Raw genomic sequence first — 25709 nt, 5'->3', positions numbered from 1 at the left:
TCCTTAGTTTTTACTTAGCTCCGCTTGAAACATTGCGGACCACATGAATAAATTCTTATCAGTTTTACCGATTTCTGTAGGTTCGGTGTATATTTCACATCCTACCAATGAGAAAGAACCATCGTCCGGCACTAATTCGCCATTTGATAGTTCTAACGATTCCGTTATGACTTCTATTGTGTTCATAGCCGTTAATCGGCTTTCGTGTTGTACAATGATTTGAAACGAAAAATCTTTTAATCTAGACCTATCAAAATACCGCTGTCCAGGCGGGGATGGCGTAAACCGAAAAATAATATCCTGATTTTCAATGTCTAAATCACTCAACCGTAATTCGCTGAACATTGCTACATTGGCATTTAAATGTGCGTCAATAGCATCAAAGAATGATTCTCTTAAGCTCATACTCGACCACCCGCCGCCGTGTTAGCGACGCGCACCCAATCGCTCAAAAACCTTGATTTAGCTACTTCAAACCAGAGACCAGATGCATTCGGATTCTTATCCTTGCTAAAATTATATTGAGGATTGTAGTAAATTTGACGAACATATGGCGTAACCCATGCAAGCTCACCCTCACCAATTTTAGAATGTATCAGAGCGCTGTCTTGTGTTGCCTTAGTATCTTCCGGTGCGAAGTAATTGGAATCCTTTAGTACCTGATTATCTAAAGCGAATTGTGCTTTTTCTATGCGCTCATCACACGAACCAACGACATCCCCTAGTTCGACTTTTACGTTAAGCTTAATCATTTACAATACACCTCCCAATGGTGTACTTGCGGGCTTGCCGCATAAAATGTAGAGACTGCCGCAACAATATATTCCTTGCTATCAAATATCACTTTGGATTTCTCTGCTAATTCGAAAGCAGGCGTGGAGTTAATTCGATCAATAAAAATACGAGTATTCGATTGAATTTCATCGCCTTCTGCCGATGTGACAACTTTGTTTGTAGGCTCTACGCGAACGCGATAAATAGGAATCCCCCGTTTCCAATCTTCCCCATGCTTCCCTTTTGCAATGTACTCCTGGTATTCGATATCATGAATTAATAAGCGGCGTTGTATAGGTCTAACCACAACAACCACCGCCGCGCGAAATAGTTGAGACACCAGAGTACAGTAAACCAGTTGGGGCCAAGATGCCATAAATGCTATTTGCGAACAATACTGTTTGCCCACCCGTTTTACTTGCACCGTTAGCCCCACCACCTTCGCTATAGTTCCCAATATCAAAACTACCACCCGCTCCGCTGTCAACGGTTGAGGCAGTAGCACCATTAATATCTAAGAATTCAACTTGAGAGGCTGTGGCTTCCTTTACACGATCTTGCTGGAATTCTATAAGATTGGAAAACCCTTCCTGAACAATCACATAGCGTGTGTATCTGTCGATGTCTCTGCTGGCGCGAGTAATTAAATTGCCTAATTCGACATTATCATCAATTGGTGTTCCTTTATAGATATTTCGGTAATAGTCTTTATCAATGTAATCCATTGCTATCACCTCATTTCGCTGTTTTATCCTCGGCCTTATCGTCCGCTTTAGCCTCTAAAGCCTTTTGCGCTTCTTCCAGCTGCTTTGTTAACTCTTCGTTTTGTTTTCCTAATTCTTTGTTCGCTGCTTGAAGCTCTTTCTTTTCAGTTTTGAGCTGCTCCACTTTGCCCTCTGCTTCTAATAATTTGGAAACGTCAACCTGCTTATTCTCTGTCGCTCGTTGTGTTACATTGTATTTTTTACCGCTTTTATCAAGCTCTACAACGTCGAACCCTTTCGCAAGGAAAAAATCTTGCTCGCTTTCGTCAATATTTAATACTTTGGCATCTTTTTTTACTGTTACAACTGCCATATAAATTCACCCTCTCTATTTTTTATCAAACCGGTTTAATTACAAACTGAATACCATTAGAACGTTGTTTGAACACAATTACATCGTTATAAAGCTGTTCATAATATAAAAAATTCCCTGCTGTGCTAGCTCTAGGCTCATCAAATCCAGCGAATGAATATTTTTCCGGCGCACACATGGACGGAATATAAATAAGCATCATTTGAATTTGTTGTGCCGTTGGATCATCGATTGCCCCATTACTAAAATTGTAAAGCGTTTTAAAACGATCAGGCGCTACTTCCCGCAAATTAACTTCGTCCAAGCGGCTTACACGGGTATCGATAGCCTGTGCACCACCTTGAACGCTAAAAGTACGAGTTAACCCATCGGCACGTTTAATAATTTTCGAAATCGCCGGAGTAACGTACAATACACGATTAGAAGGCACTGCTTCTTCGTCCATTTTTTGCATCATATCATCAAACTGGCGCAAAATATTCGCTTCGGTCAATGTCATTTCATAGATTCCATCTGTGGCATTGATGGCCTTCTTCTTGTTAAACAAATTAGAGAACATGTATTTATCTTTTTCAGGAATCTTTTGAGTTTCGTTAAATACACGCGTAATCTCTGTCATCGTAGTAACAAAGTTGGTTTCATCAACGTCAGATGGATCAACAAGTGTTTGCCAATAACGTTCATTTTCAAGCTGATATGTTTCCCAGTCATTGCTATAATTCGCCTCGAAACCAGTAATAACACGACGGGTGCGGTCCTTCATCCCTTCGTTAACAACCAATTTAGGCAATTTCACTTCTTTTTGCCCTGTCCATTTAATAATGCTATTTGATGGACTGTTCCAAAGTTCCGCTGATTGAAGCATATGGCGGAATGGTTCTTGTAAGGCTTGTTGATAGTCTGTTGCATAATTTAATACTGCTGGCATTTTAGTTTCCTACTTTCTATTTTTTATTTGTTGTTCGTTGGCCACATTTTTTCAAATGCGCTTTTAAACTTATCTGCTGTAGTCTCTGTAAGATTCGTCTGTTTAGATTGGTTACCGGTACTGATTACTGGCTTTTGTTTCCCATCTTCCGAGAAAAAAGGGTATTTGTCTAAAACCGCCGCAACCGCCTTATCCACATCTTTTTCGCCTGTCTTTTCGGCAAGCGCAATAACGTCATTAAGCGATTCACTAGATACGCCATTTTTTAGTGCTGCAATTTGCCAATCTTTTTGAACAGATTCATTTAAAGCTTGTGTTGCTTGATCCTGCGCAGCTTGCAAGGCTTCCGCTTGCTTATCCGCTTCGGTTTTCTGGCCGTCTTGGAACTCTTTGTATGCTTTCATTTGCGCTTTTAACGCATCCTCATTCTCCACGCCTAAATCCTTCAAAAAGTCCTCTTTGCTGAATGTATCAGCGGCTAGATTCGTTGGAGGTGTGGGTGGCGTTGGCTCTGTTGACGGTTCATTACCTGCCGCGTTCGGTTCTGGTGGCTCGGGTGCTCCTTCTGCAAAATGTTGGATATCAAACTTAACCATTTTAGTGTTTTTCAATTCGTCACCTCCCTTCACATTTGATTGATTTGGCTTTTCAGAATAAAACTTCATCCTAATTCCTCCTAATTTCTTCATAATAAAAAGACCTAGCATATTGGCTACGTCTCAACTATTTGCTCGCGGTTATAACGCCTTGTGCGTCCCGTCTGATTAATAAATTGCCGCATTTGCGCTTGTCGGTAAGTGATCCTGCGCCTTGCATCTTTCAAATAATTTTCATCGACTTCCATAGATTGCAACATTGAAAATTGATGCTTGGCTTTCCTAATGTTTCTTTCTAAAAGCCGCTGCCGTTGCGATTCTTTGTACTTCGCAATTGATTCCTTTTTGTTGTAAGGGTGGTAGCGTTGCACCGATACCCCTTCGATGTAAACATAAAGACGATGATTGCAATTGATACCGGTAACAATACCGTCAATTTTTCCATAACTAGTGCTAGAAAGAGGCGGGTACTTTTTACTTTTACCACTGCGGCTATATATTCGCCCTTGGTAATCTAGGTGAGTCGGGCGGCTTCCTGCATGGCTAGAAACTCCTACAAGGTCCACATCGTAATCATCAAAACGCGCATTTTGAATCTTGTCCGCAACATTTTTTTGCGTGTTCTTAACAACCATATTTACGTAAGCCTCTGTACTCCATTTCGCTCCGCGCCTATCAATCAATGCAGGCATACCATTTTCGGACCATTTGGCCGCAGTCTTAACAAGCGCCTCCTCTAGCGTGATGGCTCCGTTTACAAATTCAGCAGAGGCCTGCGTTATAATTTCTAGGTAAATAGAAGAGGATTGTTTTAACATCGTTGCATTCATCATTTCTAAACGTGTCATTGCTTCCAAGTCCAGTGTCATCAAGGCTTGCTTTGTATTCGTACTATCTGTAAAAGGAATTCCCTCGAGTTCAGGAAGTACCTGCTGTATTTCTTTTGTTGTAATCCTCGCCTGGTCCGTTGCCATTTCTCGGATCATACTCCGCATTTTTGGATTTACTTTTTTGGCCGCTTGCATGATTAGCCGCAATTGGTAGTTTTGTAAACTGCTAAGTTCCCTGTATAGGCTAGCTTGCCACTTTTCCAAGGTATCTTTTGTAACGTTGCTCCCGCTTCCAATTGCTTTACCTATAGAATCCAACAACAGCCCTTCAAGCTTCAGATAAATTTCAATTATCTGCTGTGACAACTGCATGATTAATCAACTCCAAACGCATCAACCATTTCCGCCGTGACAACTTTTTCATCCTGTTCAATCTCTGCAAGTATTTCCAAAGCAGTTGCCTCATCAACATCTTGTGCCTCCATAATAGCCCGTTTTCTAGATTGTAGCCCGGCACCTTTTAGCGAAACCTGCTGATTAATTTTTGAATCTTTGTCATTGACGATAGAGTCATCAAAAGAGGTTGTAACCGTATAGGGTTCCGTTGGATATGGTGATATTTGTAGGAAATCAGCCAGCCACAAAAGACTTTCCACCACTTCCGCAACAAAATCCTCTATGTTATTTTCGTGTGATTGCTTGCTTCGAAATGTCTTACTGTTCTCACTTACTACCTCGGTTGCCGTTTTTAATCCCGTAGCCTCAAATCCGAATGTGTTAGCTGAAAAACCGGTCTGTGATGAGAGAGTTTTTAAAAGGGCATCCAGCGAACTTATATGAGCTTGTGAGCGAAGTTCCGGAGAAATGTCCATAAACTGCTCTTTGTTTTCATCCATTTCCATCGCTTGAAATACTTCGTCATCCACATCAAACTTTGTAACAACCCTCGAAGTATCACCAACTTTTTCAACTGCTCCACGTAGCCATGCATTAGGTACCACAACACGCTTTTTCCCTAGCTTGAACTCACGGTTAAATGAATCGAAAACCGTGTCAATCGTTTTTAACGTATCTATGGCATTAGCGAATATGGAAATGCCCAACGGTATATTCGAGTTGATATTATTCGCAATAGCCGGCTTACAGTAAGCAAAGAAAGGGCGTTGGGCATTCGGGAACTCAACATATGGTTCCAAGTCCGGATAGATGATTGCGAGGTCCACCGGCTGCCCCAAAGTCGAATCATTCACGTTTGCCTTAAATAACTCGTTTTCAATGTAATACAATGTCTCATCGCCTTCTTCTCGCTTCAAATGACTGCGAAGAAGCGTATAGACAAAATCTTTCTTTCTCGTTTGCTCGACTACAATAATCGCCTGGTCAATCTTTTTATTAACATCCCATGAAAGAGGGATAAAGTTTTCAGCCGGAACATACGATACCTTGATATTGTTACGATCGCTGAAAACCTCGGCAACCATGCCACCAAGCGCCATCATATACTCGGCGTTTTCCTGCGTATTGTTAATAAAGCCATTCTCTTCTAAAATCGGATCAATAAACGCTGATACCGCTTCGTTATCACAACTGACCTCCATTTTTTCATTACAAATCATGTTGGCCATTTCTTGCGATACCTGTTTACTCATTCCCAGCGTTATCATGTTCCTGCTGCGTTTTATGCCCTGCACGTAGTACCAAATTTCGTGGTATTCCTTGTAAAAACCTTGATACCAACAACGCCAGCGGGCTATCTCATCGTAAAATGACTGATCCACCTGTAAATCTACCTTTTGTTGTATCTCAACGCCTTTAATCAACTTCATTCGATATAACACCCCCTTAATTTTATTGATAATCTTGGTAAACATAGTCTCACCCCTGTGCTTAGTATTTCAGTTCTAACTTGCGCATATTGTCGATAACGTAGTATTGGAATGCATCGCAAGTGTGATCATGTTCCTTAACAACCTCTGCCTTGCCACGTACAATAGTATCCGGGTCCCAGGCATAGCGCTTGTGCTCTTCATAAAATACCTTGTTGGCTGGTATATCGAGAATGAACATGCGCCCTTGCGCTAAGAGGTCATGCACCGGATCAATCATATCCGCCTTAGTCTTACCGGCTTTTGGTGCTGGGCGTAACCGCGTTCCAAAATCTTTGTAATACTGGTTACGCAAGCCACCTTCCGCGCTGTCTATCGTTTTCCTGTCCAGAATCACATTGTATTTTTTCTGAACATCATTCATAAACTCGTCCAACTCCGCAGACAGTTCCGAAGGCGATTTCTTTACTGCCTTGTTAGCTGGGCTGTAATAATAGGTATCAAGCAAAATAACCTTGCCTTTAGCGGTCAGGCCAATTGCAAGATAGGTCGTAGCAGACACCTGGTGCCCCGTGTCGATACCAATATCAATAAGAATAACTGGATCATCAACTGGCAGCTCGGGAATTCGATGGAATAAGTTGATATTATAAACGTTATCGCCCATGCCGATTACTTTGCCTAGGTACATCCAGTTATAGTAATCAGGATCATTCTTCTTATATTTTTCAATCTTCTTAATGATTTGTTTCGATAAAAAGCCCTTTTCATCATCTAAATAGGTTGTATGATGAATAAGGAAATCGTCATCACACTGCCGAGCATCGATAAATTCATTCACCCATTCATACGGGTTTCTTGGCGGGTTAAAGCTCATAAATACTTTAACTTCCTTGTCATCTGGCAAATCCGCACGTATAAAGGTATCCTCTACTATATCGACATCGGTAATTCCCGCGAACTCCGCCAACTCTTCAAACCATAACGCGCTAACATGCCCAACCGGTATTTTCATTGATTTAAGTTTGGCCGGATCATCACACCCCGAAAAATAGAAGCCCGTTCCCCATTCACGGTGAATAATCTCCATAGGTGACTTACCAAATACAAACTGATCCGCAACGCCCATTTCATAAAGAGCCCACTTCACTTGCTGGTACACTGACTTGTACAACGTATTAGCAACCTTCCGCAGACATACCATATTAGATAGAGGGTCTTGCATCTTCATTTCTACTAGCTTAAGGCTAATAACCGATGACTTCATAGAGGACCGGCCGCCTTTAGCTACTAAATGGTTATGTTCAGATAGCCAAAAATCATAGAATGCCGGATTAATCATATCAATTACGTTTATCACTTTATATTCTTGCAGCTGCTTATGAACTGCCGGATGAATCTGGATTTTCGCCATCATTATCACCCGCCTTTGCTGCTTTTTGGGCATCAAGGTAAGCTTGCATTTCGTCCCTGTTCGATACAATAACCGTGGCAACCTTGTCATTGCCTTCTTTTTTCGTGTCTGCCTTAATTTTCTCAAGGTTCGCATCCATGATCTCGATTTTCTTGCGCCTCTCGTCAAATGCATCCGATATATCTAGGAAATTCTTAATAGAATAGCGCAACTCCGACATAGCGCGGCTTTGGGACGCCAAAAAAGCGGCCTGCTGCTCGTAAGCATAAGCCACTTTCCTAGATTCACTGCCGCCGCCCTCGCCCCAGCTCTCCCCGGATTTGTCGTCTAGGTGGTCCAGGTTATCACGTACCCACATAACTTTTTGTGAGCGAATGATGGCAGTGTACTGTATTTTCACGAGGTCCCAAGCGATATCTGCTGGGGTTTGTTGGTCGATAATATCCATTATTTCTAGAGCATCATCATTTAGGAACTTTGAAAACAGCCCATGCGCGCGCGCGTTCTGATTACCTGCGGGCGCTCCACCACTGTTTCCCTTTGCAAATTCGTTGCCAGAGGGTGCACCCCCTCGCTCTTTTGTGTGCACCCCTTTTTCCTTTAGTGCATCCTTATCGCGATTCCAATTATGCCGCTTCTTCCACGATTTAACTGTGTTCATAGACACGCCATATTTTAACGCAATGTCCTTATATTTCATGCCTTCGTTATAATCAACTTCCGCTAACTTATGTTTCTCCATGACGCATCAACTCCCACCTCCATTATCATGTGTTGTTTTGTGAAAATAGATTCAGCCTAATAGCCTGCCATCTTTATTCATTTGTGCCTCTCAACAATTGCTTATGCATAGCGCCCATGGTTGCACCTTTCATGCTTCCACGTCCTCCCATTTTGACATCAATAGTAGGCGATACAAAACCCAATTGCGCTATGGTTTCATCACACCCCAGCGATGCACGCTGTTCGTCATTTAATTTTAGTAGCTGCTCTCTAAGTGTTTCGATAATGGATAATGCAGCCTCAATAACAGCCCGCACTAATGGCGCAAAAACTTCTTCTATGTGCTTTTTAACAAAATCCATATCCGCCTTAAAAACTGGATCATTTACGTATAGCGCTTTTATTTTGTCTGAATCGGCACCGTTAGCCTTTGACATAATCCTTTCAATTGATTCATGTAATTCCATAAAAATCACCCTTCACTATTAGTCCGCTATCGTACGACAAGAATCACGAAGTTAGGTATTGTTGAAAAAATAGATCGCTAGCATACGCATCACTGATCTTTTTTTCTGCCCTCTCCACGTACTTTTGCACACTAGATTTCTTTATATTTAAAGCCTCTGCTGCTTCTGCAAACGTGTATTCATTTGCGCGAATTAGAATGTAGGCATCTTTTTCACGTTCTGATAGCATATTTAATACGCTCTCTATTACCTCGAGCTGGATATAATTTAATTCCACATCTGGATTTTCCAAAGTAGTTATTGATTCTGAATAATATTGCTGTAGCTTTGCTGGGTCTAATTTGACAATGTTTTTGTAACCATCCTTTACTTCTATGCCTTTTAGTCGCTTAGGATCATGCCCATCGCGCATCCATTTCAATGCGTAATCCATATCCCGTAGCATCTTCATGGCTTCACTTCTGCGCTGATCACTGGCACTGTTGCGAATCAGTTTGTAATTACGAAATACTTTAGGCTCACGCTTTCCAGGTAACGTACTGATGTATTCTAATAGCGCTTTTCGCCCATCTTCATATTCTAAAATTAATTCTCTCACTTTATTCACGCCCCTGTGCTATTATGGATTTATACACTCTCCATCTAGCCGGGGCGCTTTAGCGTTTCGGTTTTTTTATGCGTCACTTACTGATTTTCGTTGCATGTCCGGATCTCCTAAAATACTTAGTTACTCGCTCATTTTTAATATTATTCTTCCGTTTAAAGCCGCTTACTTTGCTAATATCAACGTCTAAAGTCATTGCAATAACACTATCTGATAAACCTTGATTCCGCATATCGTTGTAGTCCTCTACTGAAATATCTAGATGTTCTTCTTTCGTAATAATATTATTGCTCTGCTTCCAACGTGCTAGACTACCAGCTGGCACTCGCCACTCTTGAGCAATTAATTTATCAATCAATCCCTCGTCCCTTAATTCAAAATAATCCTCTTCACTTTTGGCGTCTAACCGGAGCTTAATAACTTTTGTCTTTTCAGGACGAGTTAAACCATCCAGTGAATTATCCGGTTTAATATCTGTTATACCATTGAAGGATTTATTTAATTCATTTTGTTTTATCTCAATTTTCCGACATAAAGAGCAGTATTTATTGTTACAATCCTTGAAATCAATTGCCCCTTCATCGTGTACATCAATCAGTTTTGTTATTTCCGCTATCATTATTGCTTGTTTCGCTCTCCGCTTTCTCGTTAGCATCCTTGACATTCCGAACACCTCCCGCTTTTTCTAACTGGGCAATAAGTGCGCTCAAACTATTTTCAAAATCGATTAGCACCATCTTTAGACTTTCGATACTCTGGATTGAATCGCCTTTTTTTATGTCCTCTGCAATCCATTTCACTGCGCTAGCTAATGTTGGATGATACGTCCGTGTGATTGTGTCACCCTTACTAGTATCTTTGCTGTTAGGCGTTCTTTTGTTGCAAATGATGTTCCTGGTATCGTTTGTGATGAAATAGGTTTCACTAATTTGAATTACCATTTTTCCAAACTCCTCACCTTTCCGCTAACCCTGTGTTTAATTTGCATTTCCGTACTAGTATCCTTCACGACAAGCCAATTGGCTGCTATGAGTTTATGACTGGAAATAAAAATTGATTGCCGTTTTGTGGGGCGTTTACCTTGCTTCATTAGTTTTCACGCCCCTCTATTATTTTTTCGTGTTCGGTATAAAGGACGTAACGAAAGGGGCTATCCGAAAAGCGTGATTTTAAATAATGGTGTATTTTTAAACCTGGGTATCTATCTAATAGCGCTGATTCATCCTCATTAGCTACATCCAAAAATGCGGTCGCCGAACGTTTATACGCTGCGTCATCGAGTCTTATATTGCCGCTGTATCCATCTTTCATTAAGTTTTCAATATTGCTATTTAACTCTTCTTCGCTGTTATGGAATACACCAATACGCTCAATAATTTGCTTTGATTTAATAATCATCCCATCACCTCAATACTCGAAACTAAAACAGTTCCCTCGTCAATTCCTGATAGCGATTTAACTTTTAGCATTTTCGAATTGTATATTTTTGTCACTCGGAACTTTGAGCCCTTGTTATGCGTAGCTAGGCTGCCGTTTGGCTCTATAAGAAATGTTAAGATTTTTGCTTTGACAACATCACCTTTTTTTATGATATTCAACTACTCCGCCTCCTTTGATGAATGTATTAGCCCTTCCATATAGACCGTGCAGGCTATAGCTGCAATACTTTGATGAAATTTATAAATGTTTCGTTTAGACTCAATCGCACCAATATCGGCAGCGATAGACTCGTACAAGTCAAACATATCAATCTCAACACCAAAGTATTGCTTATCGGTCTCTATACGTTTCACGCCGTACTTGGACATTCCTCTGTGCAGTATCTCCACCAACTCCGTGTTACTCAAATCCGCAGACGGACCATAGTTGACTATTACAGCAGCAACCGCGACTTCCAAAGCTTCTACAATTTTACCTGCGGGCGCCCCTGCCTCGAAGCCCACGGTTTCGCCTGCATGGTGTTTTAGTTTATAAATCATTCTGCTTCTTCCTCCTCTAATCCCTCGAAATGTTCGTACGCATCGCCTTCGAAGTCCGCATCTTCCCCTGTACCTAAAAATTCTTGCTGTAAACTTTTATCAAAATAAGAAGATACGCCAGGAACTTCATGTAAGCAATCCTTGTGATAAGCAATGCCTCGAAAAATGACAATCTCGTCCCACTTCACAAATTTTTCATCACACGATTGGCAGATTGGTTGTAATTCAGTCACTATCGTCAACCCCCATACCGTTTTTCACCATGAGTTCTTTTCCGTTAACACGAACGTTAGTGAACCACATGGAATTTCTAAACCTTATTGTTGTTGCGGAATTCATTTCTTCAATCCCTATTTCGCGGCGGGCTATAGCCTCGATTTTATTACCATCGCGCCTTTCAATCGTCACCTTATCGTAATTTTCTAATGATGCGAGCCAGCCAAACATTTCTTCTTGTGAATGAATAGCATTATTTACTATATCGTTCATATCCAAATTACTCCACCTCCTCGGTTTCCGCAAAAGCAACATCTACACGAAACGGCACAAATATGTCCACTATATGAATATTGCTACCATTTTCATTTTGAATAAATCCGCCTTCATTAACCTTATATTGCATGCCTGCCTCAAATACTGTTGCATCGTCTATTGTCATGTCCATTTCAAGTGTCACCGTTTTATTATCTGTATCAAACTGTTTTTCAATCATTCCATTACCTCCAACATATTTTTAAATTAGATATGGCAGTCAACTATTGTAACAAAACAATCTTCATGTTTTAATATCAATTTATTGTATTCCTCACTGTAATTGTGGTTCGTATCTGTAACGATGGCCCACCATCCCATTTTCCCGCGTTCATGCCAGTCCCCATCTGGTGTAAGTAATGCAAAAGTCTCTTTTATTGGTAAATTGAGATTTTCAATTTTTGCAGTGTCCGCAGTTGTACCATCCTTTAAAGTCAGATGATTGCTCCAACGTCCTCCGACTTGATACCAGTCCCATTTCGATTTAGGATTATAACTTGAAAATACTGAACCGTTAGCTTGGATATTTTCCTCCTCTTCCCATTTAATTTCATCTGCGTATACTTCTTCATCCGTCCATTCTAATTTCTTAGGAAATTCAACTGATATATAATTAGCATGGGAGTCGTTATTACAACCATCTAAATACTTTTGTGGATCATTTAGGTATTCCTGATATATCCCATGTTTATACGATTCAATGGATGCACGACCTTTTTTTATAATATCCGCCTTCGTCTTGTAGTGTGGAACTTCTATTCCCTCATCAAAGGGTGCTAGAAGCTTTTCCACTTCCTCTAATGCTCCTGTTTTAGTTACTACCGCTACTGTAAAATGACTCATTTTTATACTCCTCCAATTCTAAACTGGTCGATTTCGACCTAATTAAATTAATTTCTAAAAATAATTACAATGAGCATAGGCTCAAAATCCTAACAATAACATCCCCCTTATTAATATCTTCATTTTTTACTACGCTCTTTATCATCCTATCCTGCATCTCTATGAGGTCGTCACTTCCAAGAGTTGCTTTTTTCGCTCGAACTATTAATGACATTGGAAACTGTTCATTCTCACAAACTACCGTAAAGTAGACTAATTTTCTGTGTATTCTATATCTTTTTGTCATGGATATTTTCCTCCTCAAACGGCCATTTACACCATTTGCATTTTTCTTGCTGCTCATCGTCCATGAAATAGTTGATCGAGTTACACTGCTTGCAAACAATCCTGTTCGCAAAATTGGCGTCTCGTCTTTCCAGAATCGATGCAGCCAGTTCTAAACCGTTGTATATTCCGCAATTACCAGAATCATAATCATAATTTCCTTTTCGGCCCTGTATCTGTTTAACTTCATTCAGCTTATCTATTCGCCTGTGAATCTCGTTTAAGTCATTCATCGGATCGTATTCAACCACTTGCAGATACTGTGTTGCGAACGAGCCTCTATAACCTTCAAGGAATACCATTTCTCGCTTTCCTACCATGTAGGGCTCACTTATCACTTTCCATAACAATCCTTTGTGCTTCTCTGACTCCGCTACCGTATGCATTACAACATAATCGCCTGTTTTAATAGGCATATGCTATTCCTCCTCTACAAGGTTCATGTTAATCAAATACAAGCCTACTAATATTATTAAGTAATAGTGTAACTGCTGTTATTATCAAAATTGGTATTACAAGATGAATTACATCCTCGCCATCTCTGTAATTCCGCAGCATCCTAAACATTAAATACATTTGCACGAATACCCCGACAACCATAACAACCGTTATAGCAATTTTCATAAAACAAGCCCCCCCTTAATCAATTTCAGCGCGCATTTGGCCGTACATTGCTTCTATCTCCTTATATGACTTACCATCTAACTCTGACTTTTTAGAGTACGCAGCATGAATTAATGAATCCCGCATCATTTGTAGGTCTTGCTGCTTTTTGTTCATTTTTTTGTGTAAATTGATAATGGAAAACCTATCTCTGGTTTTATCCTTAGTATAATGTTCGATTTCTTCTGTACCCCCGACAAGTTCAAAATTGTTTAGTATGAAGGCATCCATTTCTTTAGTATCCTCGGTATCCATTTCCCAATACTCTTCTTCCATAATTCGCATTAGCGTTTTCCAATGTTCCGCGAAAGCGCACGGGTAGAATTTTTTCGCTAAAATATCAGCAACGCCCATGCCTGCATATCCTTGACATTGATTTTCAAATAGCAATTTTTTATAGCGATCCGTCTCAATGAGAATTTTGTAAAATGCCTCTCGTTGTTCTACCGTGCCTGATAAACTAACAAAATCAAGATTGTTAATCCTTCCATATTCATGTCCTAATGCCTCTGTCTCCTCATCCGTTAGCTCTTGAATACAAGCATAAAGTGCATACGTTTCAGCCTCTGATAACTGATCTTCTAACACATTTTCAACATGAATTTGTAGCATTGTTCTAATGATCCATAGCGGATCAACTTTAAAGTGCAATACTTCTTCCATTTCTACACTCTCCTTCATTCATCTTTAAGGGCGGTTTCCCGCCCTCGTATTATTAGGCGATTACGTGAACGCGGCCATTTTCTATATCCGTGCTTAATTTATCTTTTAGGAAAGTTTCAATAGCCTTAATGGCTTGGTTCTTCCAAGCCCCTCCGTCTGCTTCAAACAATGCTGCACGCGGACCGTCTTGCATTCTGAATACAAATAGCGATTCTGGTTGTTCAACTTCCGTAAATGTTCGATATGGCGCAAGTTTAACTGGGTTCGGCACTAAAATGTTTTCAACGTTCGCGATACCGGTACTTGCTACCACACTTTGAGAAACGCCGTTATCCCCATAACTTCTCACATCTTCCTCTTTAACATTGCCCACTACTTGCAAAATAACGTCACGGTCCAGCCCTGGTAAAAATAGCGATTGAAGTTTTATATTGAAATCCTCCATATCATGGAATCTTCCATAATCAAATTCCGGCACAATAGCTTCCACATTAACAAATTTATCTCTCTCTTTATTGGCGTTCATTTGCCCTAGAACCCGTACTTTTTTAGGAGATACGACTTGGACCATTACCGTATCATCACCATCAAATTCTGATTGAATATAATTTACTAAGCCTGATAACGTGCTGATTCCAAATGGTGCAGCCGTCTCTTTTCTGACCTCACGCAAATCAGGATCAATAAATACTCTCCCATCCACAACCTCATATTCTTTGTTCAGCTCCACTAAGTATTGCAATGCATCTTTTTCCATTTGTCTATTCCTCCAATATTTTCATTATTTTGTTTGTCTTAAGTCTAAAACTTTGCCATCAGCAGCAACCGGTTTGCCGGTATCATCTTTCACTTCGCCAGTTTCGACATCCATATATCCCTGGCCGATAGCACCTGATTTCAATTCATTACTTACAACCTTGCCATCGTTTGCTACGCCAATAATAACAGTTGTTTCAACTGGTACAATTGGCTGTAGCGTTGTTTTAGCTTGAACACTAACTGTTGACTGATCGCGCTTTTTACCTGGTGTGAAAACAAATTCGAGCGTTACCTTTCGCTTTTTAGTCGCGTCCGTATTAGGATTATAGATGTTTTCCATAACTGCCTCCGCAGCTTTTTCGAACAATGCTGGTGCTGCACCGTCTGCAATTTCGTCTAACTTAACCTGTTTAGTTTCCATTTTTCATTCCTCCTAAATTTGGTTGTATGTGAAAGCCTAATGGCTGGGTTTTCAATTAACAGTTAAGGAATTAAACTTACTGAACTTCTTCATAAAGGCAAGATTTACGGTGCCAGTTGTGCCATCGCGATTTTTTGCTACAATGATTTCAATGATGCCATTCAATTCGCTATTCCTATCGTAATAATCATCACGATACAGAAACGCAACTTTATCGGCATCTTGTTCAATATTGCCGGAATCTCTAATATCCGAGAGCATCGGACGCTTATCTTGCCGATTCTCGACACCACGAGAAAGCTGGGATAACAATATGATGCAGACGTGATATTTGCGCGCCAAACTCTTTAATCCGCTTGTAATGGCACCTATCTTCAAATCATGTCTTTCAAATTTTCCAACTGCTGACATCAAGCCCAAATAATCAATAATGATCAATTGCTTTAAATCCGGATAATCCTTTTTATTTTGAATAATCTCTTTCTCCACATCTAACAAACTAGGCCCTGACTTATCAACGATGTTTAGAGGTCGTTTGCTAATATGAGTAAAAGCTCTCAAAGCTCTGTCCTTATCCTCTACGGATAAGCGATTGTAAGGGTCTTTCCAAACAGATGCATCGATAGCCATTAAATTGCTAAGGAGTCGATAAGTGATTTTTTCCTTTGACATTTCAGCACTGAATATACTAACAGCACCTTCTTCGCAATTGGCAACATTAAAACCAATATTTAACGCAAAAGCAGTTTTACCAACCGATGGACGAGCAGCTACAATAACCAATTCTTCATGTTGCAAACCGCCTAGTACCTTATCCAAGTGAAGATATCCAGTTGACATCGTTTCATTTTTAGCGGTACCTTCATCAAAAATCTTTTCAACTAATTTGTTCCCAACATCCAGAAAACCGCGTTGCTGATCCGTCTCGTTATCATCTTCAAGCAAAAGAGCTTCCCTCAAAGCTTGTTCGTTATCTTCGTTAGGTTCGTTTATATATTTCGAAGCTATCGTATGCTTCTTACGCTTGAAAAATGCATCCTTAATCGTTTTAGCATAATAGGCAACATTTGCAGTTGTGGGTGTAACACCTGATAATTCGGTCAAATAGACCAAATCATTCCCGCCTAGTTGCTGGAACAAACTTATGATATCAATGGGTATATTGTTCTCATGAAGATGTTGCATAGCTTTAAAAACTTCGCCATGAAACGGGGTGAAAAAATATTCTGGTTGCAAATTAATTTCTGGAAAAATATTTGGATCAAGAAGAACAGCACCTAAAACCGCTTGTTCAGCCTCATTTGATGTAAAATTATTCATTGGCTGTTCTCCTCTCGTTTGGCTAATTCATCAATCTGGTGTTGTAAAAATACTTTTCGTTCTTGTTCCTGTTCCGCAGTTAATTTTGATTTAAATGGAGTGCTTACATTCCGCCTATTAGCTTTTAAATATTGCTTTAATTCATCACTAATTGGCATCTTTTCAACATCAGGCGGTACATAGTTCTGCATCTCTTTTGCAACGCTCTGTTCAATGATTTCCCACGCCTTCATTTCTGCTTGAGAATTTTCCAAATCAGCATTGATTGGTATTGAAAAATCAGCAAGGGACGGTGCAAATTTCTTTGTCTTGATGTGTTGTTTTAATGCTGCTTTAGATTTCTCATAATCAGCATCTACCAAGAAATCAGACCATAAACGCAATGTCTTTTCATCGCTTGTTTTTTTAAAATTAATATACGCACTTGAAATCATTTCTATTAGCTCATATGCCTGCATTAGTTCCACTTGCCGCCGCCTCCTCTTTTAATTTTTCTAGAATAGAATCAAAATCCGATCCACTCGCAACCGTATCTGGCTTATTTTCTGCGATAGCTGCATCCAAAGTTCTAATCCCATCACGGGACCAGTTTTTCAGAATGCCATCAATATAGCTTTCAGGATTCATTTTTCGTTTTTTAGGGTTGCTTGATTCCTGTGCGGTTATGTCGATCGCATAGCTTATCAAGTTCTCGGGCATTTTATCCAGTTCAATCCAGTTCATTAATTTTTGTATTCCTGTACCGGATAGATCACGACCAATTTTTTTCTGGTAATACAGAAATGGATTATCTACTGTTTGTTTCGTTTCGTTTTCGTTTAGTTTAACTAAAGGTAAGGGTTCGGGTTGGTGTGGAGTTGGGTTCGAGTTGTTCTCGGGTTCAATAATTGAACTAGACCCTTTTACTAGTTCATTATTTGAACCATAGAATGAAATGAGTTTGTATACACCTGCTTTATTTCTACCTAAAGATTTATATTGAATCCTGCCCTTTTGCACCAAAATATTTCTGTGTTCGTTTAACGTGCCTCTGGAAATTCCTAACTTTGCTTGTAACGTTGGATTGGCAATTGTAAATTCGGATGGCCAACTACACTTATTTGCGATATTCATAATATGAAACCACAAACTTTGTGTTGTTGAGCTAATTGGATTTATTTCGAGCCAATCGTGAAAAGCATTGATTTCCTTTAAATAATTAATGTTCAATCTCGTCCACACCTCCATTCTTTCCAACCAGATTTCTCTGGTTGGATTTATTTCTTACATGAATGGTAAATCGTTAGGATCGATGGTTAATCCGCCTTTTTTAGGCTCCTCTTTTGGCGGCATCATAAATGACTGTTGTGTTCCTGTTGCATTACCTTGTGCAGCATTTGGCGCTGGTGCGGGCGGGAACGGTGGTGGCGGCGTTACTGGCGCTGATTGTGGTTGATATGCTGGCGCGCCAAACGCTGCACTGTTATAGCCTTGTTGCTGTTGAGGCGGCATGGCTGGTTGCCCTTGTAAATGATGCGCATGATTGTATACCTGTCCTGGATTAAATCCGTTGCTATTATTATTTTGCCCCTGATTGTAAGCCGGTTGTTGATAGGCTAGTACAAGCGTAGGCATTGGGCGATTGTGTGTATTGGGTTGGTCTGTTGGATGAAACTCAACAATTTGTGGGTACAGTTTCTTGTTCGGGTTTGCTGGATCAGGCTTTTCCATTTCTACAATTACCTTTAAATCTTTGTTGATTAGCGCGGTGCCGATCTGCTCTAAGCTCTCATAAGGAACACCATGGGGCACTCCTGCCGATTTTAATGCTGCGTTGAATCTCCATTCAGCTTTTTCGGTAAGCGTAAACTGATCATAACTAAGCTTATTACCCTGGTGAGGTTGAATTACATCTTCTCGTATTGTGTAAAACATGTTTAATACTTGATTTCCTGATCGTGCTTGAGATACTTGGAAATCATGCGCATAAACTTCATATGTCCCTGGCTGCACTCTTTCAAATCCAGTGTTATTGTGGTCCGTTGTGAATATTGGCATTGTTAATAATCTCCTTTATTTTTTGGTTTAGATGATACATCGTTTCTACATTGAAATTTTCTAACGGTACTCGCATTTGAAACGCCATATCTGCAACATACTGCGATACTATTGGGTTTGGCATGTGTTCAATGATTTCTGCTAAGAATTGCTGGCGCATTGCCTCTTCTTCTTCTCGCTGTTTCCGCTGCTCCTCTGCAACATCCACGCCCTGTTCTGCCCATTTGTACAATTTCTTTCCGTGTTCTTCGGTTAGTTGGATTGGTTCCGTAAAAATATCCGAATTATCTTTCACTGGATAAGCAATGTGATCCGCTTCAAGTCTAAAAGCAATAGCATACTCATAATCTAGGTCATCTTTTGTAATGTTCTTAAGTCCAACTTTGACAGGCGCCATCTTCCCTTTTTCATTCGCAACTACTACATAATCCTGCTTGACTCTTACCGTTGATATAACATGCATCTGACTGCTAACAAGTAAGTCTTGAAATCGTTTTAGATCAGGCTTCACTTTTCCCCACGCGCTAAATTGTCCGCCAGACTGATCGACTTTATGGAGGATACCACCGAGCCCTTCCCAATTATGCGTAATGGAATCTACTATGATAACTTGGCATCCAGTTCTAGCTAGAAGGCCAAACGCTCCCTCATAACGTTCAACGGTGTACGGTGCATCCATATTTACAACATGAAATTCACCTATTTTTGTGTCGCCTACTTGCTTTTGTGCATTAAGTGATGCTCGTCGATGTTCTGTATCGATCACACCGATTAGGCTCCATTGGGCACTTTCTTGTAAATCTGGATACATTTCTGCAATGATCCCCTTTGCAATCAGTAGCGCGCTAACTGTCTTACCAGAGTTAGTAACCCCGGCAAGCAGCATATGAACCTTAAGGCGTTCACGGCGCGCTGTCTCTACTTGCATGTTCATGTTTATTCACCTTCTTTCTTAGCCTCTTCTAGCCCTTCCGATATGCCCATTCCTGCGGCAGCTTGCAAGCTAACAGGAATACAGTCACAAGGATGCATTTTATATAATTGCTTTGTTAAATTCTCCGTTAACATTGCATACATCCGGAGAAAGTCCGTTCTACTACCCGAACCGCCAAATACTACGTCACATGAACCATCTTCTAAATCGTTAATACTAATTGACATTGTTTTAATACCAGCATTAAAATCACAAATCGTATTTACATGTTCCGTTAATTGACGTACTTCATTAAATTTTACTTCTCCGATATTTTTCATAACAAAAACCCCATTCATTGTATTTTTGGGGCTACTCACTTATAATGGTAATAAGTAATTGATAGGTGAGTAACCTTATTGACTCGTGTTGACGCACGAGTTTATTTTTTTGCCCAACTTATTTCAGTTGAATCTTCATGTTTCATAAGCTCGAAGCCTTCATTGACAAGATCAGATGTCAATTTCAAATCGATAATCCTTTGTTCTAAAGCATCGTAAATGTATACACTTGTTTTACCAGTAGACGCTGCTTCTTTAATCAATTCACCCACTTTTTTAATTGCCGTTTCCTTCTGTTTGTTAAATTCATATGCTGATGTCATTCTTCTTGCCGTTTTTAATAGCCCTCCAAAAATAGCTTCCATCCCTTCAATCCTCCTTTTTAAAAATGACTAGTATTGCAATAAAGAATATAAAGATGAGCATACCAACTACATAATAGCCGTATGGTTCAAACATCTTTATGCCCTCTGAAATACCATTTCTGGAACCCTAGACGCTTAACCTCTTTGATCTGGTTATGCACTTTTTCTATAACGAAGACTCCGGCTAGCATGATCACTAGTACTTGTACAACCGTTGTTACCATCAACATTTACGGCATCCCCTTTCGATTCCTTTATTTTGTTTTCCACATGTTCCACAATTGTATCTAACGTATACATAACGCCTAGTAACGTGAATGCAAGCATTGTTACAATCCCTAAGATTTGAAAAAACCATACCACCCTAATTCACCTCTATTTCTAGTTGCCATTTGGCTTCAATTTGTTCCATTATTACCTCTTGCTGCCGTTCTCTGTAGCGATCTAGAAAACGTTTTTGGAAATAGTAGTTGTTGCGTAATTTGTAATGCGGTAGCTCCTTTGCTCTCGCCATCTTGTAAATCGTATCGGTTGATTTTTCGAGGTAAGCAGCGCACTCCGGAACCGTCATCTTATTCACATCTTTAATAACTACTTCCGTTGATTCTGCTTTTTTTACTTTCGTTGACATTTAAATCACCTCGTTTCTCAACCATTTCCAAACTTTCCAGTCTTTTTCACGACTTTTGAATATTTTCTTAGCTGTATAGCCGTAATCGTTTGTTAGTTTAATGAATGCATTCCATGACATTGTTACACCGTCTGCAACTTCTAACAGGATTGTCTTAACATTTTGCCGCTGATCTGCGTTTAGTGACTCAATAGGCATAGAAAGCAATATGATGTTGTCTTTGATAGTCTTAATTGCTTCTTCTTGCTCAATAATGTAATGCTGTATTAACGCTAGCCTATGCGCTTCTATAGCTTCACCTCGCATCAGTGGGGGCGTTGCACCGTTTGTAAACTCACTTACTAACGCCGTGGTGTATTCGTCGTTTTCGAATACTTCGATGCTCTTACTCGCGACGTCCGCCGTCATGTTGCGGGTACCGCGCTTGTAATGCGATACTAGCGAACGACTTGTATGAATATCTGCGCTGATTTCTTTTTGTTGCAAGTCAGGTCGCAAATATTTAAAGGCCTCTGATACTTTTGCGGATGCTTTGATGCTAGTATTATTCAATTTTTCACCTCCTATAAAACGCCTCTTAATGGTGTTGCACATAAAGCTGACATCATGACTTCCGCAACAGAACCTTTTTCTTTTGTCATGATACAGTTTGTTTCCGTGTCTAAAGTCATTTCATGGCCCGCTAAAAACGTCCATTTTATAGCTTCTTCGTCGGCTTTAGTCAATGGTTCAAATCCTTTAATACTTAAATCCCTTGGACTTTTAATAATTATTGTTTCCTTGCCTTGGTTTTCAAGTGTTTCTGCCTCTTCTTTTACGAATTCCTCTGCGTCATAGTCATCAACAAAATAGCTATTTTCCTCCGCCTCTCTTGCTTTGGAAATACATTCAATTGAACTAAAGAATGCAAAAGTGCTTTGAAACTCCGCTAGCGCATATTCGTTAATATAATCTTCTCCAGGCTCCGCGTATATTTCTTTAAAGTTTTGCAACGTCATTCTTGTACCTGCACACCAAACTTGATCAGTTGCGGGGTGATAATATATAGATTCTCTGGTTCCAGAAATCCCGTGAATCGCGTACATATTCAAGCCCCGCGCATCATTGATTGATGTATTGTAAAATACAGCGTGAGTAATATCGGAATTTGAAAGATTCGTATCATCCAGAATTGAATCTGAAAAATCGACATTTCGTAAATCCAGATGCGACAAATCTAATTTGCTTAGATCGCAGTTTGTTAAAGTAATTCTTTCGCATTCTTCGCGATTGTTTAAAAGTATTTGTACATCTGCTCTTAATAATCTTCTTTTCATAATTTATTACCTCCAATATTTTTGTCACAAATTTCATGCGCGTGTTACAGGGTGGTGGGGTATGATTTATCTGCCCCCTTTCCTATGTTTTTACTTTTTGCTTTTCAAAAGCATTTTGAGTCAAAACGCGTAGTTCATCATCAAAAAAAAGGGCCCAATTGAAATCTAGCAGCGACGCGATTTGCATAGCCTTCTTAACAGATGGACGACGACGCCCTTGTTCAATCGATGCGTATGTTGTTCTAGCCATACCGGTGCTATCCGCTACCTCTTGTTGCGTCAATCCAGCCTCTTTTCTATAACTAAGTAGCCATTCAGTCAATTTAATCACCTCTTTAATAACGTGTCATATTGCGTACTTTTATAATACTACGCTTTACGACACATGTCAAATAAAAATTACTCTTTTTGACACATTTGTTTTTTTCTCCCCTAACTACGCTTTTTGTGTAGTATAATGCAACTATGGAGGTGCACTTATAATGTTTGGTGATATTTTAATGAAACTTAGGAAACAAAAGAAATTAACTCAAGAAGATTTAGCATCTGCATTAGGTGTTGCCAGAACAACCTATTCTTCTTATGAGCAAAATAGAAGAATGCCCGATGCGGAGATTCAAAATAAGATAGCAGACTTCTTTGATGTTTCTTTAGACTTCTTGCACGGACGGCAAGAAAAGGATCACGATGGACTGGCCTTCTTTGATTATGATGGTTTAGATGAAAAGGATATGGCTAAAATAGAAGGTTATATAGAGGCTCTTCGACAACAGAAAAAAGAGGCAGAACGCTTTAATAAGATGAGTGATAAATAATAATGGCGTTAGAAATGTGAGGGTGTTACATGGAATATTTGAAATACTATCATCCTACCGAGAGTGAGCTTAGAATCTCGAAATTGCTATTATCAAAAGGCATTGTTGAACCTAGTGATCTTACTTCGGAAAATATTTTAAATAAATTTAATCTATTTGTTATTGAAGGGGATTTCCCTTTATCTGTACACGGATTAGGGATAATTCTTCCGCGCGGACTGAAAAATTTCGATTACAGATATCAATTTTTTCATGAGTTTATCCACAATATTAGTCACTTTGGTGATCAGCGGTATATGGATGGAAATACGCGTTTAAAACAAGAAGCTCAAGCAAATTTTATGGTAATGTATGCTTTGATCCCTTATCATATGTTGCATCTAGTTGATTTTGAAGGAAATACAAATAAAAATATTTCCGATATATTCGGAACATCCACAGAATTTGCGCAAAAAAGAATGGAGCAAATAAAAAATAATATATTAGCGCATAAGCCAACATATTTGGATATATCGGCAACCGCGTTTATATAAAAAAATAGCAGGGAGTAGATAGAGAATGAGGGATAATGAGCTAATAATTACATTTCCAGCAACTTTGAGCGATTTGGAACTGTATATTTCAAAAATGCCTAAAACAGTTCGCAAATTTCACGATAGTGCTATGAAGCAGTTAAGAAAAATTGTAAAGAAGAATGAACTTATACATGCTTTCGAGGAATCGAATACAAAAACAACGAAAACAGGAATATTTGTTGTTAGTGATTCTAAAATCATTTTATTTATTAACAAAGGTGGTCTTTTAGGCAAAGTCGAAAACGAGGTATACAATCTCAAAGATCTTGTTGCCGTCGATTATGATATAATGCCTAACCCTATTGGCCAAGTTTGGACTAATTCCGGATCCATTGAATTAAAAATCAAGAAGACTCTTGGACAAAAGAAAGTTGTCATTAAAAATATTGACGAGGAAAAAGTTCTATTATTAAAAACAAAATTAGAAGAACTTATTAACTAAATTTTATCTGGCCCATTTGGGCTTTTCTTTAACAATTAAAATAGAACGTATGTACGTTTCGGAGCGTGATAATTATGGGAAGTGTGACAAAGCGAGGCAAGAATTATCGGTTGAAAGTAGAATTGGGTTATGACGCTAACGGAAAGCGACGCAAACCAGCGATGAAAACAGTTGCTGCAAAAAATAAAACAGAGGCAAACGAACTTTTGGCCGAATTTACAACAGAAGTAAAAAGCGGGAATTATTTGCAACCAAGCAAGGTATCTTTTAAAGCCTTCACAAAGATATGGGATGAGCATTATGCTGCTGAAAAATTAGAAGATACTACGAGAGAGAACTACAACTATATACTGAAAAAAGATATTATAGTTTATTTCGGATCGTTCTATCTTGATGAAATATCATTATTTTTATTAAAAAAATATTTTGACGAGAAAAAAGAAGAAGGCATGTCTGCTTCATCACTTGAGAAACGGCACCGCATTTTAAGGAGTGTTTTCAAGTGGGCTAAAAAATGGCGATTTATAAAAGAAAATAATATGGTTGACATACCCACTCCGAAAGTCCCCCGTGTTAGACGAACTGTGTACAACAAAAGCGAGTTGGAAGCCTTTTTCTCTTCTTTATTGGCAAATGAAGATATATTATTGCGACATAAAGTTATTATATGCATATTTTTAAGCGCAGCATTGCGTAAAGGAGAACTTCTTGGCTTAGATATGGAAGAGGATATTTTTTTAGATGAGAGTTACATTATTGTGCGCCGCTCGTTACAAAAGACAACAAGTGCGGGTTACAAACTCAAAGAAACAAAAGGCGGTATAGAAAGAGCTGTCCCACTTCCTGCATTCGTTTGCGGTTTACTAGCCCAATATCAAGCTGAACGCCTGAATGAAAAGGAATTGCTCGGCCCCTCATTTAAAACAATGAAAGATCACAATGAGATTGAGGTTAGTTTGTTATTTGCAAATGCCGATGGAACACCCTTTAATCCTAAAACTATTAACCAATTTTGGAATAGACACATTGAAAATCATGGTTTCAAAAAAATAACAATCCATGAAATGCGTCATACTGCTGCAACTTATCTAACAGAAAGTATCGATATGAAAACACTCCAAGAGTTTTTAGGGCATCAAAAATTCGAGACAACGGCAAATACGTATTCAAAATCTACGGATGAACGCCTAAAGAAAATCGGCTTAACCTTCAATAATTTAGACCCAAATAGCAAGGCCGAAAAAAATTGGTGACCATTTAGTGACCAACGCAAAAAAAGGAGCTTAACGGGAAACCGCTAAACTCCTTGCTATATCTCATTTTTTTATAAGCTTCCAACCAGATTCGAACTGGTGACCTCTTCCTTACCATGGAAGTGCTCTACCTACTGAGCTATGGAAGCACTGATAAAATCAGACTTCTAACACACCTCAAAAATTCTTAATAAATAAAAAGGCTCCACAGGCAAGACTCGAACTTGCGACCGATCGGTTAACAGCCGATTGCTCTACCAACTGAGCTACTGTGGAATA

General features: G+C 39.4%; 44 protein-coding genes and 2 tRNA genes. 4 read left to right on the top strand and 42 right to left on the bottom strand.

What is annotated here, in order from left to right; genetic code table 11:
* Positions 1–3: 3 nt before the first annotated feature.
* The 40 genes from R8925_RS11315 to R8925_RS11120 form a co-directional block, all read right to left on the bottom strand.
* A complete protein-coding gene (locus R8925_RS11315) occupies positions 4–405 on the bottom strand; it encodes a phage tail terminator protein (RefSeq protein ID WP_430535959.1) in 402 nt (133 codons plus the stop codon).
* On the bottom strand, positions 402–752 hold the full coding sequence (locus R8925_RS11310) for a minor capsid protein (protein ID WP_430535958.1): 351 nt from the start codon (positions 750–752) through the stop codon (positions 402–404). The genes R8925_RS11315 and R8925_RS11310 overlap by 4 nt, the downstream gene beginning before the upstream one ends.
* A complete protein-coding gene (locus tag R8925_RS11305; protein ID WP_430535957.1) occupies positions 749–1081 on the bottom strand; it encodes a putative minor capsid protein in 333 nt (110 codons plus the stop codon). The genes R8925_RS11310 and R8925_RS11305 overlap by 4 nt, the downstream gene beginning before the upstream one ends.
* Positions 1074–1499: a head-tail connector protein gene (locus R8925_RS11300; RefSeq protein WP_430535956.1), complete on the bottom strand. Its 426-nt coding sequence runs from the start codon at positions 1497–1499 to the stop codon at positions 1074–1076. The genes R8925_RS11305 and R8925_RS11300 overlap by 8 nt, the downstream gene beginning before the upstream one ends.
* Positions 1500–1509: 10 nt before the next feature.
* On the bottom strand, positions 1510–1851 hold the full coding sequence (locus R8925_RS11295) for a hypothetical protein (protein WP_430535955.1): 342 nt from the start codon (positions 1849–1851) through the stop codon (positions 1510–1512).
* Positions 1852–1876: 25 nt separating this feature from the next.
* The gene (locus R8925_RS11290; RefSeq protein WP_430535954.1) at positions 1877–2779 is read right to left on the bottom strand and encodes a capsid protein; all 903 of its coding nucleotides are present in this window, start codon (positions 2777–2779) and stop codon (positions 1877–1879) included.
* 23 nt (positions 2780–2802) lie between these two features.
* On the bottom strand, positions 2803–3444 hold the full coding sequence (locus R8925_RS11285) for a hypothetical protein (protein WP_430535953.1): 642 nt from the start codon (positions 3442–3444) through the stop codon (positions 2803–2805).
* 47 nt (positions 3445–3491) lie between these two features.
* Complete coding sequence (locus tag R8925_RS11280) at positions 3492–4577, bottom strand: phage minor capsid protein (RefSeq protein WP_430535952.1); 1086 nt, start codon at positions 4575–4577, stop codon at positions 3492–3494.
* Between the two features lie 2 nt (positions 4578–4579).
* Positions 4580–6031, bottom strand: coding sequence for a phage portal protein (locus tag R8925_RS11275; protein ID WP_430535951.1), 1452 nt, complete (start codon positions 6029–6031; stop codon positions 4580–4582).
* 61 nt (positions 6032–6092) lie between these two features.
* A complete protein-coding gene (locus R8925_RS11270) occupies positions 6093–7445 on the bottom strand; it encodes a PBSX family phage terminase large subunit (RefSeq protein ID WP_430539444.1) in 1353 nt (450 codons plus the stop codon).
* Positions 7411–8187 (bottom strand): phage terminase small subunit, encoded by a 777-nt coding sequence (terS, locus tag R8925_RS11265; RefSeq protein ID WP_430535950.1) that lies wholly within the window; start codon positions 8185–8187, stop codon positions 7411–7413. The genes R8925_RS11270 and terS overlap by 35 nt, the downstream gene beginning before the upstream one ends.
* A 73-nt stretch (positions 8188–8260) precedes the next feature.
* A complete protein-coding gene (locus R8925_RS11260; RefSeq protein ID WP_430535949.1) occupies positions 8261–8635 on the bottom strand; it encodes a hypothetical protein in 375 nt (124 codons plus the stop codon).
* A gap of 43 nt (positions 8636–8678) precedes the next feature.
* Entirely contained in the window at positions 8679–9233 is a 555-nt protein-coding gene (locus R8925_RS11255; protein ID WP_430535948.1) for a sigma factor-like helix-turn-helix DNA-binding protein, read from the bottom strand.
* Between the two features lie 82 nt (positions 9234–9315).
* Complete coding sequence (locus R8925_RS11250; RefSeq protein WP_430535947.1) at positions 9316–9903, bottom strand: hypothetical protein; 588 nt, start codon at positions 9901–9903, stop codon at positions 9316–9318.
* Positions 9830–10180: a hypothetical protein gene (locus R8925_RS11245; RefSeq protein WP_430535946.1), complete on the bottom strand. Its 351-nt coding sequence runs from the start codon at positions 10178–10180 to the stop codon at positions 9830–9832. The genes R8925_RS11250 and R8925_RS11245 overlap by 74 nt, the downstream gene beginning before the upstream one ends.
* The gene (locus R8925_RS11240; RefSeq protein ID WP_430539443.1) at positions 10174–10329 is read right to left on the bottom strand and encodes a DUF6906 family protein; all 156 of its coding nucleotides are present in this window, start codon (positions 10327–10329) and stop codon (positions 10174–10176) included. The genes R8925_RS11245 and R8925_RS11240 overlap by 7 nt, the downstream gene beginning before the upstream one ends.
* The gene (locus R8925_RS11235) at positions 10329–10637 is read right to left on the bottom strand and encodes a hypothetical protein (protein ID WP_430535945.1); all 309 of its coding nucleotides are present in this window, start codon (positions 10635–10637) and stop codon (positions 10329–10331) included. The genes R8925_RS11240 and R8925_RS11235 overlap by 1 nt, the downstream gene beginning before the upstream one ends.
* The gene (locus R8925_RS11230) at positions 10634–10837 is read right to left on the bottom strand and encodes a hypothetical protein (protein ID WP_430535944.1); all 204 of its coding nucleotides are present in this window, start codon (positions 10835–10837) and stop codon (positions 10634–10636) included. The genes R8925_RS11235 and R8925_RS11230 overlap by 4 nt, the downstream gene beginning before the upstream one ends.
* The gene (locus R8925_RS11225) at positions 10838–11218 is read right to left on the bottom strand and encodes a hypothetical protein (RefSeq protein WP_430535943.1); all 381 of its coding nucleotides are present in this window, start codon (positions 11216–11218) and stop codon (positions 10838–10840) included. It lies immediately after the preceding gene.
* Positions 11215–11451: a hypothetical protein gene (locus R8925_RS11220; protein ID WP_430535942.1), complete on the bottom strand. Its 237-nt coding sequence runs from the start codon at positions 11449–11451 to the stop codon at positions 11215–11217. The genes R8925_RS11225 and R8925_RS11220 overlap by 4 nt, the downstream gene beginning before the upstream one ends.
* On the bottom strand, positions 11444–11713 hold the full coding sequence (locus tag R8925_RS11215; protein ID WP_430535941.1) for a hypothetical protein: 270 nt from the start codon (positions 11711–11713) through the stop codon (positions 11444–11446). The genes R8925_RS11220 and R8925_RS11215 overlap by 8 nt, the downstream gene beginning before the upstream one ends.
* Before the next feature lies 1 nt (position 11714).
* Positions 11715–11930, bottom strand: coding sequence for a hypothetical protein (locus R8925_RS11210; protein WP_430535940.1), 216 nt, complete (start codon positions 11928–11930; stop codon positions 11715–11717).
* 26 nt (positions 11931–11956) lie between these two features.
* Entirely contained in the window at positions 11957–12592 is a 636-nt protein-coding gene (locus R8925_RS11205; protein WP_430535939.1) for a hypothetical protein, read from the bottom strand.
* Positions 12593–12656: 64 nt separating this feature from the next.
* Complete coding sequence (locus R8925_RS11200; RefSeq protein WP_430535938.1) at positions 12657–12878, bottom strand: hypothetical protein; 222 nt, start codon at positions 12876–12878, stop codon at positions 12657–12659.
* Positions 12862–13332: a hypothetical protein gene (locus tag R8925_RS11195; RefSeq protein ID WP_430535937.1), complete on the bottom strand. Its 471-nt coding sequence runs from the start codon at positions 13330–13332 to the stop codon at positions 12862–12864. Before R8925_RS11195 ends, R8925_RS11200 begins: the two co-directional genes overlap by 17 nt.
* A gap of 223 nt (positions 13333–13555) precedes the next feature.
* On the bottom strand, positions 13556–14242 hold the full coding sequence (locus tag R8925_RS11190; protein WP_430535936.1) for a hypothetical protein: 687 nt from the start codon (positions 14240–14242) through the stop codon (positions 13556–13558).
* A gap of 52 nt (positions 14243–14294) precedes the next feature.
* A complete protein-coding gene (locus tag R8925_RS11185; protein ID WP_430535935.1) occupies positions 14295–14999 on the bottom strand; it encodes a hypothetical protein in 705 nt (234 codons plus the stop codon).
* A 24-nt stretch (positions 15000–15023) separates the two neighbouring features.
* Complete coding sequence (locus R8925_RS11180; protein ID WP_430535934.1) at positions 15024–15422, bottom strand: replication terminator protein; 399 nt, start codon at positions 15420–15422, stop codon at positions 15024–15026.
* Between the two features lie 51 nt (positions 15423–15473).
* On the bottom strand, positions 15474–16742 hold the full coding sequence (locus R8925_RS11175; RefSeq protein ID WP_430535933.1) for a replicative DNA helicase: 1269 nt from the start codon (positions 16740–16742) through the stop codon (positions 15474–15476).
* Complete coding sequence (locus R8925_RS11170) at positions 16739–17200, bottom strand: replicative helicase loader/inhibitor (RefSeq protein ID WP_430535985.1); 462 nt, start codon at positions 17198–17200, stop codon at positions 16739–16741. Before R8925_RS11170 ends, R8925_RS11175 begins: the two co-directional genes overlap by 4 nt.
* On the bottom strand, positions 17187–17951 hold the full coding sequence (locus R8925_RS11165) for a DnaD domain-containing protein (RefSeq protein ID WP_430535932.1): 765 nt from the start codon (positions 17949–17951) through the stop codon (positions 17187–17189). Before R8925_RS11165 ends, R8925_RS11170 begins: the two co-directional genes overlap by 14 nt.
* 54 nt (positions 17952–18005) lie before the next feature.
* Positions 18006–18779, bottom strand: coding sequence for a DUF669 domain-containing protein (locus tag R8925_RS11160; protein ID WP_430535931.1), 774 nt, complete (start codon positions 18777–18779; stop codon positions 18006–18008).
* Positions 18751–19713 (bottom strand): AAA family ATPase, encoded by a 963-nt coding sequence (locus tag R8925_RS11155; protein ID WP_430535930.1) that lies wholly within the window; start codon positions 19711–19713, stop codon positions 18751–18753. Before R8925_RS11155 ends, R8925_RS11160 begins: the two co-directional genes overlap by 29 nt.
* Before the next feature lie 2 nt (positions 19714–19715).
* Entirely contained in the window at positions 19716–20033 is a 318-nt protein-coding gene (locus tag R8925_RS11150) for a hypothetical protein (protein WP_430535929.1), read from the bottom strand.
* A gap of 101 nt (positions 20034–20134) precedes the next feature.
* Positions 20135–20398, bottom strand: coding sequence for a hypothetical protein (locus R8925_RS11145; protein ID WP_430535928.1), 264 nt, complete (start codon positions 20396–20398; stop codon positions 20135–20137).
* A 153-nt stretch (positions 20399–20551) separates the two neighbouring features.
* Positions 20552–20761, bottom strand: coding sequence for a hypothetical protein (locus tag R8925_RS11140; protein WP_430535927.1), 210 nt, complete (start codon positions 20759–20761; stop codon positions 20552–20554).
* A gap of 1 nt (position 20762) precedes the next feature.
* Positions 20763–21029, bottom strand: a complete 267-nt coding sequence (locus R8925_RS11135) for a helix-turn-helix domain-containing protein (protein WP_430535926.1) — start codon at positions 21027–21029, stop codon at positions 20763–20765.
* Positions 21030–21581: a helix-turn-helix domain-containing protein gene (locus R8925_RS11130; RefSeq protein ID WP_430535925.1), complete on the bottom strand. Its 552-nt coding sequence runs from the start codon at positions 21579–21581 to the stop codon at positions 21030–21032.
* Positions 21582–21592: 11 nt separating this feature from the next.
* On the bottom strand, positions 21593–22345 hold the full coding sequence (locus R8925_RS11125) for a pentapeptide repeat-containing protein (protein WP_430535924.1): 753 nt from the start codon (positions 22343–22345) through the stop codon (positions 21593–21595).
* A gap of 82 nt (positions 22346–22427) precedes the next feature.
* Positions 22428–22676, bottom strand: a complete 249-nt coding sequence (locus tag R8925_RS11120; protein ID WP_430539441.1) for a helix-turn-helix transcriptional regulator — start codon at positions 22674–22676, stop codon at positions 22428–22430.
* 151 nt (positions 22677–22827) lie between these two features.
* Here R8925_RS11120 and R8925_RS11115 point away from each other — a divergent pair, with 151 nt between their 5' ends.
* The 4 genes from R8925_RS11115 (at position 22828) to R8925_RS11100 (ending at position 25430) form a co-directional block, all read left to right on the top strand.
* Positions 22828–23160: a helix-turn-helix domain-containing protein gene (locus tag R8925_RS11115; protein WP_430535922.1), complete on the top strand. Its 333-nt coding sequence runs from the start codon at positions 22828–22830 to the stop codon at positions 23158–23160.
* 29 nt (positions 23161–23189) lie between these two features.
* On the top strand, positions 23190–23693 hold the full coding sequence (locus tag R8925_RS11110) for an ImmA/IrrE family metallo-endopeptidase (protein ID WP_430535921.1): 504 nt from the start codon (positions 23190–23192) through the stop codon (positions 23691–23693).
* Between the two features lie 25 nt (positions 23694–23718).
* Positions 23719–24177: a PH domain-containing protein gene (locus tag R8925_RS11105; RefSeq protein WP_430535920.1), complete on the top strand. Its 459-nt coding sequence runs from the start codon at positions 23719–23721 to the stop codon at positions 24175–24177.
* Between the two features lie 110 nt (positions 24178–24287).
* On the top strand, positions 24288–25430 hold the full coding sequence (locus R8925_RS11100; RefSeq protein WP_430535919.1) for a tyrosine-type recombinase/integrase: 1143 nt from the start codon (positions 24288–24290) through the stop codon (positions 25428–25430).
* Positions 25431–25506: 76 nt separating this feature from the next.
* Here the strand turns inward: R8925_RS11100 and R8925_RS11095 are convergent.
* Both R8925_RS11095 and R8925_RS11090 read right to left on the bottom strand, forming a co-directional pair.
* A tRNA-Thr gene (locus tag R8925_RS11095) sits at positions 25507–25579 on the bottom strand.
* Positions 25580–25633: 54 nt separating this feature from the next.
* Positions 25634–25706, bottom strand: a tRNA-Asn gene (locus tag R8925_RS11090).
* Between the last annotated feature and the right edge of the window lie 3 nt (positions 25707–25709).

Origin of the sequence: Listeria rocourtiae subsp. hofi (genome assembly GCF_963575615.1) — a bacterium.
Lineage (GTDB): Bacteria > Bacillota > Bacilli > Lactobacillales > Listeriaceae > Listeria_A > Listeria_A hofi.
This window is presented reverse-complemented; position numbering and strand designations above follow the sequence as displayed.